The 14570-nt window shown below is 42.6% G+C and carries 12 protein-coding genes; 5 read left to right on the forward strand and 7 right to left on the reverse strand.

Features of this window, described 5'->3' with window-relative positions; genetic code table 11:
- Positions 1-99: 99 nt before the first annotated feature.
- On the reverse strand, positions 100-591 hold the full coding sequence (locus M2273_RS15930; RefSeq protein ID WP_429398531.1) for a CHRD domain-containing protein: 492 nt from the start codon (positions 589-591) through the stop codon (positions 100-102).
- A gap of 779 nt (positions 592-1370) precedes the next feature.
- Here M2273_RS15930 and M2273_RS15935 point away from each other — a divergent pair.
- The 4 genes from M2273_RS15935 to M2273_RS15950 all read left to right on the forward strand — a co-directional run bounded on the left by M2273_RS15935 (position 1371) and on the right by M2273_RS15950 (position 5431).
- Positions 1371-2927, forward strand: a complete 1557-nt coding sequence (locus M2273_RS15935) for an amino acid permease (RefSeq protein ID WP_429398533.1) — start codon at positions 1371-1373, stop codon at positions 2925-2927.
- Positions 2928-3021: 94 nt separating this feature from the next.
- A complete protein-coding gene (locus tag M2273_RS15940) occupies positions 3022-4185 on the forward strand; it encodes an MFS transporter (protein ID WP_429398535.1) in 1164 nt (387 codons plus the stop codon).
- Between the two features lie 13 nt (positions 4186-4198).
- Positions 4199-4768, forward strand: a complete 570-nt coding sequence (locus M2273_RS15945) for a MarC family protein (protein WP_429398537.1) — start codon at positions 4199-4201, stop codon at positions 4766-4768.
- 63 nt (positions 4769-4831) lie between these two features.
- Positions 4832-5431: a hypothetical protein gene (locus M2273_RS15950; protein WP_429398539.1), complete on the forward strand. Its 600-nt coding sequence runs from the start codon at positions 4832-4834 to the stop codon at positions 5429-5431.
- 85 nt (positions 5432-5516) lie between these two features.
- Here M2273_RS15950 and M2273_RS15955 read toward each other — a convergent pair whose 3' ends face one another.
- The 6 genes from M2273_RS15955 to M2273_RS15980 all read right to left on the reverse strand — a co-directional run bounded on the left by M2273_RS15955 (position 5517) and on the right by M2273_RS15980 (position 13497).
- Positions 5517-6686, reverse strand: coding sequence for an RsmB/NOP family class I SAM-dependent RNA methyltransferase (locus M2273_RS15955; RefSeq protein WP_429398541.1), 1170 nt, complete (start codon positions 6684-6686; stop codon positions 5517-5519).
- A complete protein-coding gene (locus tag M2273_RS15960; RefSeq protein WP_429398543.1) occupies positions 6683-7927 on the reverse strand; it encodes an ABC transporter substrate-binding protein in 1245 nt (414 codons plus the stop codon). The genes M2273_RS15955 and M2273_RS15960 overlap by 4 nt, the downstream gene beginning before the upstream one ends.
- Entirely contained in the window at positions 7884-9413 is a 1530-nt protein-coding gene (guaA, locus tag M2273_RS15965; protein ID WP_429398544.1) for a glutamine-hydrolyzing GMP synthase, read from the reverse strand. The genes M2273_RS15960 and guaA overlap by 44 nt, the downstream gene beginning before the upstream one ends.
- A 437-nt stretch (positions 9414-9850) precedes the next feature.
- Positions 9851-10555, reverse strand: coding sequence for an SDR family NAD(P)-dependent oxidoreductase (locus M2273_RS15970; protein ID WP_429398546.1), 705 nt, complete (start codon positions 10553-10555; stop codon positions 9851-9853).
- A gap of 146 nt (positions 10556-10701) precedes the next feature.
- Positions 10702-12480 (reverse strand): aromatic amino acid hydroxylase, encoded by a 1779-nt coding sequence (locus M2273_RS15975; protein WP_429398549.1) that lies wholly within the window; start codon positions 12478-12480, stop codon positions 10702-10704.
- A gap of 60 nt (positions 12481-12540) precedes the next feature.
- On the reverse strand, positions 12541-13497 hold the full coding sequence (locus M2273_RS15980; protein WP_429398551.1) for a lysylphosphatidylglycerol synthase transmembrane domain-containing protein: 957 nt from the start codon (positions 13495-13497) through the stop codon (positions 12541-12543).
- Between the two features lie 197 nt (positions 13498-13694).
- On the opposite strand from M2273_RS15980, the gene M2273_RS15985 reads away from it, so the two are divergent.
- Positions 13695-14564 (forward strand): carbon-nitrogen hydrolase, encoded by an 870-nt coding sequence (locus tag M2273_RS15985; RefSeq protein ID WP_429398552.1) that lies wholly within the window; start codon positions 13695-13697, stop codon positions 14562-14564.
- The last annotated feature ends 6 nt before the right edge of the window (positions 14565-14570 follow it).

The raw sequence follows: 14570 nt of genomic DNA on the forward strand, positions 1-14570 counted from the left end.
AAAAAGAGAAAGCCGCCTGATGAGGGCGGCTTTTCTGCTGCATAAGAATGAGTTGTGCTATCGCTAAACTCGCAGCTACTTAACTAACTATTAACAAAACTAAAACTTAATATTCGCTCTTAACTCCCCGCCTGTTACCGTTGTGCTATGGATGTTCATATACCACTTGTCGGCCAATAGCTGATTTACTTCAGCATCAGTAAGCGCGCGGGTGGTTCCAGAAAATTTACCGGAATTGCCTGTTGAAAAACCCTCCAGTTCAACAACAACGGGCGAACTCTTGGTATCAGAACCATCTTCGGCACCGTGAAAGTGCATATCTGTTGTTGTTGCGGTGGGTAATCCAAGCTGCCATGTAACACTATAAGTTATGGTTTTGGCAGTTGGATCAAATGAGATTTGACCTGTTCCGGTACCCGTACTGTTGTTTGCGGGTATCTCGTTAGCTCCGGAAAACGTGATGGAAGTTGTTTTTAATGGCGCTGTTTCAGCTGTTTCATTCTTGTCCTTTTTACAGGCCGGGAATAAAAAAAGAACCATAAGCAATACTGCAGCCGGGGCAGAAACTCTGTTTAAATTGATGTTTTTCATAGGTAGATGATAAATAGATAGATGATAAATAAATTAAAGTGTATATAATTATGAGGTTATAGGAGTTGATGTACTACAGCCATTATTTTTAGATTGTTCATTAACAGAAAAACTGAAATTTTAAATATGCTGTTCATTGCTTTTTGATTGTGTTTAAAATCATGCAACAAAGTAAAGCAACAACCCACATGGGGGATATCACCTAAGATGGGGATAGGGAATAACTGAAATTAGTAGCAGGCCAGCCGTTAATTGGTGCAGGTTATTACCTGCCAGTTCAAGCGTCCTCCGCTTGAACTTAAGCAAAAGTAAGCGTCCACGCTTACACCAATTATTAAAAGATAAGCGTGGACGCTTACCTCAATACATAATTCAAGCGTCCTCCGCTTGAATTGGCGATTATTTTTTATCGGTCAAATCACCTTTTACAACATTAATCAGGAACAAAACGCTGTAGAAAGACTATATCATTCAGCCAGTCCCATTTACAGCCAAAATAGCTTTCATCCTTTCACCACCCTAATTAGCCTATAACTGCCCTAAAAACCTTAGTGTTACCCAAACACTGCTTTTTATCGGCTTATACTACAAATGAGACACTTACGTGGTTAAACATCAAAATCCAATTATCTATAGATTTACTCGATTTTTCGAACTATTATTTGGATTTTCCTTACTCTTCCTTAGTTACATTCGGCTCTTTATCTTTTCAATAAATTTAAGTACGTTTGGGGGAATGTGAATTTTTAAATTTTTACAACTGATCTTACTATTTTAAAATGAAGTTATTTATTAAGAAACCTATTCAGCAATTAATGGCTGCCTCGGTAGAGACAGAGAAATCGCTGAAAAGAACTTTAGGCGTTGGATCGCTTATAGCACTTGGCATCGGTGCTATTATCGGGGCTGGTATTTTTGTTCGTACAGCAGCTGCTGCCGGCGAACATGCAGGTCCGGCTGTTACTATTTCATTCCTTATAGCGGCTTCCGGCTGCGCCCTGGCCGGTTTGTGCTATGCAGAATTTGCCAGTATGATACCTATTGCCGGGTCGGCTTACACCTACTCTTATGCTACTATGGGCGAGTTCATAGCCTGGATCATAGGATGGGACTTAGTATTGGAATATGCACTGGGGGCAGCTACCGTATCCATAGGCTGGTCACAATACTTTAACGAGTTTTTACACACCTTTTTTGACTATCATATACCCTATCAATGGACACACTCGTTTTTCGAGACATCTAACACCACTGCCGGTATGTATGCTGCAGAGTTGGGTACAAGAGGTGTCGTTAACTTACCGGCTATACTGATCCTGTTCCTGCTTACTCTGTTACTTATCCGCGGTACGGCCGAATCAGCTGTTGTAAATAATGTCATTGTAATTGTTAAAGTGGCCATTGTATTAATGATCATTGGTTTAGGCTGGCACTTTATTAATCCCGCATTCCATACGCCTTATATGATCCCTGCTGATGCCGGTACCGTTAAGGTTAGTACAGGTGTTGTTGATTATGCGGATACCTTTAATCACGGCTGGCTGGGTGTGTTACGTGGCGCCAGTGTGGTGTTCTTTGCTTTTATTGGATTTGATGCTGTATCAACCGCTGCACAGGAAGCTAAAAACCCACAACGCGATATGCCAAAAGGTATCCTGATATCATTGGTTATCTGTACTGCACTTTACATCTTATTTTCACACGTGTTAACAGGTTTGGTATCCTACAAAGATTTCCTTATCCAGGGAAAAGAAGCTTCTGTAAGCTATGCCATTAAAACCGCGATGCCGGGTTACGGATGGTTAGCATCATTTGTTACGGTATCTATCCTGGCTGGTTTCTCTTCGGTTATCCTGGTGATGCTGATGGGACAAACCCGCGTGTTTTATACCATGAGCACTGATGGTTTGATACCTAAAGTATTTTCAAAATTACACCCTAAATATCGTACACCGTATAAGTCACAATGGTTATTCTTTGTTTTTGTGTCCTTATTTGCTGGTTTTATTCCTGATAAATATGTAGGTGATATGGTGAGTATCGGTACATTGTTCGCATTCGTGCTGGTTTGTATAGGTATATTTATCCTCCGCAGAACTGATCCAACCATTAAACGTCCGTTCCAGACACCACTTTATATGATCGTATGTCCGTTAGGTGCAGCGATATGCTTATGTATGATAGCCAGTGAAGGCTGGGAAAACTGGGCCAGGCTAATCGTTTGGTTATTGATCGGTTTTATAATTTACTTTAGCTACAGCATAAAACGCTCACATGTGCGTAAGGGTGTTGTTGAGCCGGCTGTTGACCCTATCAATCCAAAATTTATAGAATAACAGTATAAAATTGCTATTACAATTAAAAAGGTTCTGAAAATTCAGAACCTTTTTTGTTACCTTCTCTTTTATTACCTACAGATAAAACCAATTCATGCAGGCCGATAAAAATCTTTGGGTATTAGTATTTGTTTGTATCATCAACTCGCTGGGCTTCGGCATTATTGTTCCGGTACTGTACAGTTATGGTAAAACTTTTGGTATAACCGGCGAAACACTTGGTATACTTACCGCCTCATTTTCAGTGGCCCAGTTTTTTGCAACACCGGTTTTAGGCTCCCTGTCTGATAAATTTGGCCGTAAACCATTACTTATCATAAGCATTGCCGGTACCTGCCTCTCCTTCCTACTGTTTGCCTGGGCAAACAGTATTTTCATGTTGTTTGCAGCCCGCATTTTAGACGGCTTTACCGGCGGCAATGTATCAGTAGCACAAGCCATGGTATCTGATACGGCAACGCCTCAAAACAGGGCGAAAAAATTTGGCATACTGGGTTCGGCATTTGGTTTTGGCTTTGTAATTGGCCCGGCTATAGGCGGTTTGCTCAATAGGTTTGGGCCGCAGGTACCGTTCTTTTTCGCAGCGGGCATTTCATTCATCGGTACGCTGTGCACTATCTTTTTTCTTCGTGAAACCAACCTGCCAAATCCCGGGAAGAAAAATGACAGCAAAAGTAATTTCAAACTATCGGCATTGATCACCACCTTAAAACGCCCGGTTATTGGCACCGCGGTATTTACCGGGTTCCTGCTTACCATGGCACAGTTCACCATGCTTATCGGCTTTCAAACCTTTAGTGTTGATGTATTAAAGATAAATCCAACCCAAATAGGTATTTTATATGCGGGTTTTGGTGTAAGCGGCATTATTATGCAATTGAGCGTACCGCTGTTAACGCAATGGTGCTCATCAAAATCCATGATCCTGCTCCTGTCAACCATACTATGTATGACAGCTATGTTCATTACGGGGCTCACCAACGCCTTCATTACCTTTACAGTAGGTATTTGTGTTTATGGATTATTTAATGGCCTGCGCAACCCTATGATCAATGCCATCATTGCTGATCGTATTGATCACAAAGAACAGGGTAAAATATTAGGCATCAACCAATCCTACGCTTCTATAGGGCAAACCCTGGGTCCTTTAACCGCTGGGTTCGCGGCTTTGATTTCTGTACATGGCGTTTTTTTCTTATCTTCCTTTTATATTTTAATTGCACTTTTGCTGAGTTTCCGGTTAAAATCACGCGAATAAAAATCCTACAACCATGCATCCACTAATTTTCAGAGAGGTACTATCTGTTACCATGATCCTTTTCGCAATTATTGATATTTTGGGCGCAATACCCGTAATTATCCAGGTAAGGCAGCGCGTAGGGCATATCGAATCGGAAAAGGCCAGTATAGCGGTTCTGGTGCTCATGATCGTGTTTTTATTTGTGGGCGATCAGCTGCTTGACATCATCGGCCTGGATATAGCATCCTTTGCCATAGCCGGTTCGCTGGTTATTTTTATCATAGCCATGGAAATGATATTGGGTGTAGATTTTTTTAAGGAAGAGATCCCACAATCGGCCTCTATTGTCCCCATCGCTTTCCCGCTGATTGCAGGCGCCGGAACCATGACCACCCTGCTCTCTTTAAAGTCACAATACCAAACCCAAAACATACTGGTAGGCATAGTGCTCAACACAATTGTTGTTTACCTCGTACTCAAAAATGTAAAGTGGCTCGAAAAATTATTGGGCCCTGTAGGTCTCAGTATATTGCGTAAAGCTTTCGGGATTATTTTGCTGGCAATAGCGATTAAATTGTTCAGGAGTAATACGCATTTGTAAGCCCCCCAGCCCCCTGAAGGGGGAGTTTTTGATTAGCATGAGCTTACCAACTTTTAAATAGATATGAATTTTAACGCTGCTGAAATAAATAAATTTTGGACATGGTTTAGATCCATATCTGCAGATTTGTTAGCCAATCCAACTGATAATAGCTTGGTTACCCAGTTAGACAACCGTGTTTCCAAATTGGGGCATTTTGATTGGGAGATAGGGCCATGGGGTGAAAGTTTATACTATTTCACAATTTCACCTAATTTAAATATTACCAGATTAGAGCTCACTCAACAAATGATTGATTTAGCCCCCCAATGTGAGGGGTGGCATTTTCTCCCGTCCAAACCACCAAAGGCAGATTGGAAAGGCATTTGGAAAATGAAAAATGAAGTGGGAAAGGAAATTTTGATTGATACCAATAATTGGAAATATATTCTATACAAATTCGACGATGGGACATTTGATGCTGATATCCAAATCACCGATGTGGATGGCAGTCAGGACACTCAAAATTTAGCTGTTGATATTGCAATAACAGGATACATAGGAGAAGAAAACTTCATGCGCCTAATAAATCACATTAACATTGTTGATCAATTTGAGGAAGATACTAAAAGTAATTCGAGCTTACTTAAACATATAAAAAAGCATATAGAGCATATTATGTGATAACGTATCATAGTCGCTCGACTATAGGAGATTGCCACGCTACGCTCGCAATGACATGGTAAAGAGGGTTATTCACTCCCCCCCTTTAGGAGACCGGGGGGCTCAATCTTGCTACAAACATGGTATCGGCTTTATGCTCGTAACCTTTCAGCACTTTACTTTCTTCCAGCTTTAGGCCAACTTCTTTTATTAAAAAATCAACTACATCCTCGTTCTCGGCTTTGAAGGCCGAGCAGGTGATGTAGATAAGCGGTTTACCGGGTTTAAGGTATTTTACAACGTTTTGAGCGATGCTTTTCTGTAGCTTCTGGAAAAATTCTATTTTCTGCGGATTAAATTGGGCTATCATTTCAGGCGTTCGGCCCCAGGTGCCGGAGCCGCTGCATGGGGCATCAAGGATAATGCCGTCGAAAGCATAATCATGCAGGGTTTGATCAACGTTGGTAGTTAGATCGAGCGCTTTTTTCTGATATTTGGTGAGACCGGCCAGGTGAAAACGTTCATCCAGATTAGCCAGTACCGACTCGCGGATATCTGATACCACGAGTTTTATGTTAGGCTCGTCTTCATGCAGCAGCAGCGACTTACCGCCCGATGCCGCGCAGGCATCCCACCAGCTATCCCAACGCTGTGGTTTAAAGAAATCGCCGGTTTGCTGCGATGACAAGTCCTGTACCTCAAACCAATGCTGCACAGGGAATATGGTTTCGAGCCGGGTACCATTAGGCAATGACAGGCATCCGTTACCTTCATCTTTAAATGCTACCTGGGCCTTGCCTAATTCGGCTTTAACCAAATGATCATAACCATTGCGCACCCTGATAAAAAGGTCGGGCTGAAAAAAGAATGATTTTAAAAAGGCATCCTGATCAATCTCCGCCGATAGCTGCGCTCCCCAGGGGAATATATCAGTTAAATTAAAGGCTGGGTAAGCTGTTTTTACAAGGGCGAGCTTATCTTCTATACTAAAGCCTACACATACAGCCCATTCGGGCTTAAAATGCTGTAAAAAGGAGTTGGTTTGTGTATTGCATAAAAATTCGGCTACAAACAAACGCTCGTCTGCCGGCAAATCAGGCAGAGCCCTGCCTATCCTAAAATAGTTGTACACCAACCTGTTAGCTATGCGCCTGTCGGTTGAGCCCATTTGTTTGTTTTGCCTGTAAAAACCGGGTAAAAACTTACTTAGAGGCGTATCGGCAGGGTATTCACCCAATATTCGCTGAAACGTTTTAAGCTGGTTTATAGCCTTCATTCTACCTGTTTTAACTCAAAATTAGTGTACATTAATATATTTACATGAGCGTTAACCCATCCCAGTCCCGGCTTTTTTACAAAGTGAAAACTGTTATGTATGCCTGTAAAATCTGTTTTATCAAGCTCCGCCATACCGGCATCACCCTCAAAAAGCTGCCTGCCAAAGTATAAACCTTCGTCAAAGCCCTTTATGGCAAAATCGGTAGGTTCAACGTGATATGCTTTACGATAGTTACGCAAAAAAGCAATTGTAGCCCCGTGTTTGTAATTTATTTTATCGGTCGAGGTAATATGCGTGTTCAATCGCTGCAATATATCTGTCTTTAAAAAATTAAACTTCTCCCAGCTTGGATGACCAAACAATACTACCGGATAGTTTTTACTTAAAGTATCCAAAGACCGTAAGGTTACTCCTAAAAATGCCTGGTCAGTAGCCGGCATTACAAACACATTACGTTCGGTTTTTGACAATTGCGGAATAAGGCTCCCTAATTGCCCGCGCGATATGGTTAAGGTTACAACCTTTATCTTTTTTTTACCTAAACTATCAATAGCTTTTTTAAAGTTAACTATATAATCGTTTTCCTGGCTAAAGCCCGAACGAAGAATAAATATTTTTTTGGGTTTTATTTTTTCATTGATGTATTGTGCCGCACCCCAGGCATGATACTCCAGCGGGGGAATAACTGTAATTAAATTAGGGTTGTTAATAGTACCCGGTGATGCAGGCGACAGTGGCGATAAAATTGGCACACGCGTACCCATTGTAGCGGTAAATACTTTCATACCATCAGGAAAAACCGGACCAACCACAAGATCGCTTGTTCTGATCTGCGGGTTGTAGGCCAGGCTGTGCGCTGCCGAAGCATCATCCTTGGAGTCGTAAAGCTGTAATTTAAAATTAGCTCCTTCGGCGGTCAATGAATCTAAAGCCAGCTTAAAACCCTGGTAATATTCCACGCTCATGTTGGCCTGGGTTAAGCCTGCACTGCTGTATGTACGCGGCCTTACATGATCAAGCCCCATAGGCAATATCATGGATATTACCGCTGCTCTTGTTTCGGGCTTAACGGGTGACTTTTCGGCAGCTTTATTTTCAGGCTTTTCAGTTTGTTTTTTTACGGGCGTTGATACAGGCCGCACTTTTGGCGAACATGCACCCAGTATCAGCGCCGTTATAAAAAACAATAACCATTTATTCCCACTCAATGGTAGCAGGTGGTTTTGAACTGATATCATATACTACCCGGTTAATTCCTTTTACGTTATTAATGATCTCGTTCGAGATCTTAGCCAGCAGGTCATAAGGTAAATGACACCAGTCTGCTGTCATTCCATCCAATGATTCCACAGCACGCAGGCAAATTACGTTCTCATATGTACGTTCATCGCCCATTACCCCTACTGATTGTACCGGCAAAAATATAGCACCGGCCTGCCAAACTTTATCGTAAACACCGTACGACCGCAAATTGTTGATATAAATCGCATCGGCTTCCTGCAATATAGCTACTTTTTCTGGTGTAATATCACCTAAAATCCTGATAGCCAATCCCGGTCCAGGAAAAGGGTGCCTGCCTAAAATATTCGGATCAATGCCCAAAGCCTTGCCCACACGCCTTACCTCATCTTTAAATAAAGTGTTTAGTGGTTCAACTACTTTGAGTTTCATAAAATCAGGTAATCCGCCAACGTTATGGTGCGATTTGATGGTAGCCGATGGCCCCTTAACTGAAACCGACTCAATAACATCCGGGTAAATAGTACCCTGGCCAAGCCATTTTACATCCTGAACCTCGTGCGCGGCGTCATCAAAAACCTCAATGAACACGCGGCCAATAGCTTTCCGTTTCTTTTCAGGATCAGTTAAACCAGCCAGCGCATCGTAAAAACGTTGCTTGGCATCAATACCTTTTATATTCAGGCCCATGTGCTTGTATGAATCAAGCACTTGTTCGTACTCGTCCTTACGCAAAAGGCCGTTATCAACAAATATACAATGCAGGTTTTTACCAATAGCCTGGTGCAGTAACACAGCAGCTACCGATGAATCAACACCACCCGATAAACCAAGCACTACTTTATCATCGCCCAGTTTTTGCTGCAGGGCGGCTATAGTGGTTTCAATAAAGGAGTCGGGCGTCCAGTCCTGGTGACAACCGCAAATGTCAACCAAAAAGTTTTCCAGCAATTGCTTGCCGTCAATACTATGGGTTACCTCGGGGTGAAATTGGATACCGTAGGTTTGGGTGCCGGTTACCTGGTAGGCTGCAACCTTTACAGTATCGGTACTGGCAATTACCTCAAAGTTTTCGCCAATGCTTGATATGGTATCGCCATGCGACATCCAAACCTGTGAGCTTTCAGGAATATTTTTAAATAAAGGATTTTCTTTGTTAATGTATTCCAGGTTGGCACGACCGTATTCACGGGTGCTTGATGGCAATACCTCGCCACCATGAAAATGTGCTACGTATTGTGCCCCGTAACAAACCCCCAGAATAGGCCGGGTGGTATGAAACTGTTCGAAATCAAAATGAGGAGCATCGTCCTGCCTTACAGAATAAGGGCTGCCGGAAAGGATGATACCTTTTACAGTGCTGTCAATTTCGGGATAATGATTAAAGGGGTGGATCTCACAGTAAATATTGAGCTCCCTGACACGGCGCGCTATAAGTTGGGTGAATTGCGAGCCAAAGTCAAGAATGAGGATTTTTTCTTGCATGGGCAAAGATAGGATTTTGACCGTTGATTTTGAGGGATTTTTTTGATTTCGTTGATTTTTGTCTGAACCGGGATTTTTGGGATTAAGGGATTACCATGATTTCTTTATTGTTTCCCGTCAGCAGATAAGCTTCGGGTGAAAGCAGGCAGAACATGGCGGCCTCGTGCGCGGAAAGGGCATTAGCAATTTTTACTGAAGCAAAGGGTGAGTGGGAACGAAGTGGAGTAAAAATTTAGCAGCCCGTGGTTCTGTCTGCTTTGCAGGGCTAAGGCCATGAGCGCAAAGAAGCATTTCTGCTGAAAGCCTTTTTGGTTACTTTTGTGGCGACAAAAGTAACTGGCCCTCCCGCGGCCAAGAGCGGGTATGCGATAGGCTTATTCGTTCTGTATCGCATAGAGTTTCGCTCCTCGCAATGCCGCGTTTTTATAATTGATTCCTTACGGCGTACTCACTGCAACCGGCAACACCTTACCATTAAAGAATTTATGCCCGGTAAGTGCGAAATCGGCCACATATTTACCCATTTCAAATGCCAGCACCGGCGATTGATAGCCGGGAAAGGCTTGTTCCAGCATCTCGGTTTGGGCTGAGCCTAAAGCCAGACAGTTTACCTTAATATCCTGTTCAATTAATTCCTGAGCCAGGCACTCGGTTAGGGTATGCAGTGCCGCCTTACTGGCCGAATAAGCTGATAGTCCGGGAAATTTGACACTACCCTGGAAACCGCCCATACTGCCTATATTTAAAATATGTGAACCTGCAGGTATCAACGGTAAAAGCGCTTGTATAATACGTACATGACCTATGAAATTACTTTGCAGCATTTCCACAAAGTCGGTTTCCAGTAATTGGGTAAATGACTTGTTGATGAGTACACCTGCATTGTTTATTAAAACATCAATGCGGTTATCAAAATTTGTGGCAATAAATTGCTGCAAACCTTCATAGTCATCGTGAACAATATCAAAACTCAATGCATATAGCTGACAATCTGGGTTCAGGCCATGGGCAATTTCCAGCAGGCGCTCCAGTTTATCCTGTGAGCGTGCAAGTGCAATTACCTTGTGGTTACCCGAAAGTATCAGTTCAATTACTGCTTCAAATCCTACGCCGCTACTGGCGCCTGTTATAATGATATTCATGTGCCCCTTAATATTATCATGTCGTCATTGCGAGGAACGAAGCAATCTCTATGCTGTACAGAGCTAATGAACTTGCATCGTTGACCTGCTTGCGTAAAGATTGCTTCGTTCCTCGCAATGACGATTTTTTGTCTTATTCTTCGCGCCTAAAATACCAATTTTTGCTCAACAGGATGCTCGATCAGATAAAAACCATCACTGATGAGTTTTTTTAGTTCGGGCTGATCTGTTGCCTTTTGTTGCAGAAATTGCCTGATATCAGCTGCCAGCACAGGTTCAATACCTTCATGTTCAAGCAATTCCAATATCTCCAGCGCGCAAAGCCAATCTTCATGATGGTCTTTTTGCAACTTGAGCCATACATTACCCAAAAAACCGTAATTACCCTGCTTCAATCTGCAATTGCGCACTTGCTGGTAAAGTTTGTGGAGTTCCTTGTTTTTAAAACTATATGTTACATGATGAGTTGCGGTCTTTGATTTATAAACAATCTCCTCAAAAGCCTCTTTGTCGGCCGCGCCGCAAAAAACTGATATTATGTTTTCGCCTACGGCCATATCATATACACCCCATGAAGGGTCAAACAATATATGACCTTTTTTATCGGTAACCGTGCAATCGGTAAATGTAATGAGCTGTGTTTTGCCCTGAAATGCCAAAATACCTTTTACTGTTCCCTTGACCAGAATTCCACTCTCAAAATCGAGCTCAGCGGTTTTGCCTTTGGCAATGTTGATGTTGTCCATCTCTTCGTCAGACAAGTCCTCCAAAGGCGTATGAATATTTTTTAGTTTCCCAACCGGCGAACTAAACCCGTCCCGATGGTAGTTTTTGCCATGCCCCGGTAATTGCTGGTTATTTAACGACAACGCCGTTTGGCCCGTGGTTTTAATAAAATAGGGTTGATCATGTTCATCCACCTTAAATTCTGTAATGGTACCGGATACCTGTAAGCCCGAACTGTAAACCGCCGTACAGGTATTTTTACTTTCAAGAGCTTTACCCAGGCCATAAGCACCGCCGCGCCTGAACGACATGGTGTTAGCAAATTCTTCGAGTACGTCTATCAGGTTTTGAAACGTTGGCGTTACAAAAAGCTGCGGCTGGGGCTTGGTAATATCATAGCTGTAATTAACCGCATCAATGGTGTACCATAGTTTTTTGACCTCTGGATTCATACAGCTTGAGCTCTCGCCTATTGACGATAGCAGGCCCGCGCCATAAATTTTAGGCTGCTCCAGCGTGCCGATCAGTCCGTACTCCACCGTCCACCAGTGCAGGCGGCTCAGCAGGGCCATTTCAGATGGTTCGCCTATGTTTTCCTGGCAATAAGCTACCCGTTCGTCGGCTTTTCTGATCTCTTCTTCATCAGCATCGGGCATTTCCTTTAATATAGATAGCGCCCTGATGGCTTCGTACAGTTCAAAATCCTGGGCCGAAAACATGGCCTTTGCCCCTATCGAACCAAAATAACTCAGGTATTCGTGATAATCCTTATCAGCAATAATAGGCGCATGGCCTGCAGATTCATGTATAATATCCGGAGCCGGGGTATATTCAATATGACGCGACTGGCGGATGTCTGCAGCTATAACCAGCACCCTATAAGCCTGGTACTCCATAAAGGCAGCGGGTGGTATAAAGCCATCAACGGTAACAGCGCCCCAGCCAATTTTGACCAATGCATCATTCATTTCCTGCAAATCAGGGATGCGTTCAATGGTTAAGCCCGCCTTTGTTAGTCCGGGTATATACGGATAGTAGGCCACATCCTTCAGATAGCTGTAATTTTGCCTCATCACATAGCGCCAAACCGCATGGTCAATGGGTGTGTAATGCTCGTAATGCTGGTCGACTATAAATTGTTTTAAATGACCGGGCAACGCAGCAACCTGCGGATTGTTAAAATCATTAAAATGGCTCATTTACGTTTGTTAGTTTATAACAGGAACGCAAATTTAAAAAATTAGGTGTATGAATAAACTTTAATTTTCTTCGACAGCAGGGAGGCTTTCTTCAACCGGCGGAAGGCCCCGCTGCAATCTGTCGGTACGGAACACGTAATAAACACCAAGTAATGCCACTGCTATGGAAATCAGATAAAAAGTAAAACTCAGGTATACGGCCATGTCTTCGGTTAAGTGAAATGGCTTAGCCAGATTTACAAAAATGGCATCCCTTACCCCACCACCGCCTAAGCTAAAAGGAATAACGGCCGCTAATGCCGAAATCAGGAACGAGAGTAAATAGGGGGCGAACTTACCGGTAAAATCCTGGGCCAAAAGTAAACACATAATAGCCAGCAGCTGTGTTGACTGTACCCCGATAGCTTTTAAATGAGCCGCGAAAAATTTGTGGGTGTACTCTCTGAAAAATTTACGGGCCACTATGTAATAGGTAATTGAACCTACTACAAGTAATCCCATGGGGATACCTAAACCAATCAGTTCGGTAATATGTGGTATAAGGACGATCAATGCTACGGTTATGAGGCCAATTGCCCAAAAACCACTCAAGCGGTCAAATAAAATAGCCAGGAATACTTTTTTGGTGGGTAACTTAAAGCGCTTGTGTAACAGGTATATTTTATAGCCATCGCCACCGATACCACCCGGCAGCAATACATTATAACACAGACCTAAAAAATACAATCTTAAGTTAAACCGGTAGTCCAGTCTTAAATTTATCGATTTGAAAAAACTTAATAAACGCCAGGCAGAAAACAACATTGAAGTAAAATAACAGAGAATAGCGGCGGCTATCCAAGCTTTATCGGCATGTACAAGTCTGTATTTAATTTTGGAGAATGGCACTTTGCTGAAAACCCAGTATAAAAGGCCACCGGTAACAACAATTATCAATATAACTTTTATAACGCCCCAAAGCTTACCTTTCCAGGTTTTATGCTCGGCGCCTTCGTCAATTATTTCTTCTTCTGTCATTGGCTGCAAAGCTAATTATTTGATTTAACACATGAATTTTTTTTTGAAGTGTAACAACTTTGGTTCAACAACGCTGTTTATATAACTAAAGTTTGCAAAGAGCAATAAAAAAACCTGACCATCAGCAGCGTGTAATCATTAATTAATTGCGTAAAAATCATCATATCAATTGTTATTTTTGCGGAAATTTTAGTAGTATGAGTAAAGTAAAAGTTGGCCTGGTACAAATGAGCTGCACTGCTGATAAGCAGCAGAACTTGCAAAAGGCTATTGTTAAAGTAAGGGAAGCAGCCGCAAAAGGCGCGCAAATAGTTTGTTTACAGGAACTGTTTACCTCCCTTTATTTTTGTGATGTTGAGGATTACGACAACTTTAAACTGGCCGAGGCCATACCCGGTCCATCAACCGATGAACTGTCGAAAGTAGCAGCCGAACTTAACGTAGTGATCATAGCCTCGCTGTTTGAAAAACGGGCGCAGGGCCTTTATCATAACACAACCGCGGTTTTAGATGCCGATGGAAGTTATTTAGGCAAATACCGCAAAATGCATATTCCTGATGATCCGGGTTTTTATGAAAAATTTTACTTTACCCCCGGCGACCTGGGCTATAAGGTGTTCAAAACCAAATATGGCAAATTAGGCGTACTCATATGCTGGGACCAATGGTACCCCGAAGCTGCCCGTATTACCGCTTTAATGGGTGCCGATATATTATTTTATCCAACAGCTATTGGCTGGGCCACTACGCAGGATGAAGCTACCAACACAGAGCAATATAATGCCTGGCAAACCATACAACGCTCGCACGCCGTGGCCAATGGCATACACGTGGTAAGTGTAAACCGTGTTGGTGAAGAAGCTGGCGTAAAATTCTGGGGCGGATCATTTTTTGCCAATCCATTCGGCACCATTATTCACCAAACCTCCCATGATGATGAAGAGGTAGTAGTGCAGGAACTTGACTTAGATAAATCTGATTATTACCGGAGCCACTGGCCCTTTTTAAGGGATAGGAGGATTGATTCGTATCAGCCAATAACCAAGCGTTTATTGGACGAGGATTAAATTCTT

This window comes from Mucilaginibacter lappiensis, from assembly GCF_050433765.1.
Lineage (GTDB): Bacteria > Bacteroidota > Bacteroidia > Sphingobacteriales > Sphingobacteriaceae > Mucilaginibacter > Mucilaginibacter lappiensis_A.

What these genes read in the sequence shown, in the direction of transcription:
- M2273_RS15935 (WP_429398533.1), top strand. Translation starts at nt 1,371, where the DNA reads ATGAAGTTATTTATTAAGAAACCTATTCAGCAATTAATGGCTGCCTCG.
- M2273_RS15975 (WP_429398549.1), bottom strand. Translation starts at nt 12,480, where the DNA reads ATGAGCCATTTTAATGATTTTAACAATCCGCAGGTTGCTGCGTTGCCC.
- M2273_RS15960 (WP_429398543.1), bottom strand. Translation starts at nt 7,927, where the DNA reads ATGATATCAGTTCAAAACCACCTGCTACCATTGAGTGGGAATAAATGG.
- M2273_RS15950 (WP_429398539.1), top strand. Translation starts at nt 4,832, where the DNA reads ATGAATTTTAACGCTGCTGAAATAAATAAATTTTGGACATGGTTTAGA.
- M2273_RS15980 (WP_429398551.1), bottom strand. Translation starts at nt 13,497, where the DNA reads ATGACAGAAGAAGAAATAATTGACGAAGGCGCCGAGCATAAAACCTGG.
- M2273_RS15985 (WP_429398552.1), top strand. Translation starts at nt 13,695, where the DNA reads ATGAGTAAAGTAAAAGTTGGCCTGGTACAAATGAGCTGCACTGCTGAT.
- M2273_RS15930 (WP_429398531.1), bottom strand. Translation starts at nt 591, where the DNA reads ATGAAAAACATCAATTTAAACAGAGTTTCTGCCCCGGCTGCAGTATTG.
- M2273_RS15945 (WP_429398537.1), top strand. Translation starts at nt 4,199, where the DNA reads ATGCATCCACTAATTTTCAGAGAGGTACTATCTGTTACCATGATCCTT.
- M2273_RS15955 (WP_429398541.1), bottom strand. Translation starts at nt 6,686, where the DNA reads ATGAAGGCTATAAACCAGCTTAAAACGTTTCAGCGAATATTGGGTGAA.
- M2273_RS15940 (WP_429398535.1), top strand. Translation starts at nt 3,022, where the DNA reads ATGCAGGCCGATAAAAATCTTTGGGTATTAGTATTTGTTTGTATCATC.
- guaA (WP_429398544.1), bottom strand. Translation starts at nt 9,413, where the DNA reads ATGCAAGAAAAAATCCTCATTCTTGACTTTGGCTCGCAATTCACCCAA.
- M2273_RS15970 (WP_429398546.1), bottom strand. Translation starts at nt 10,555, where the DNA reads ATGAATATCATTATAACAGGCGCCAGTAGCGGCGTAGGATTTGAAGCA.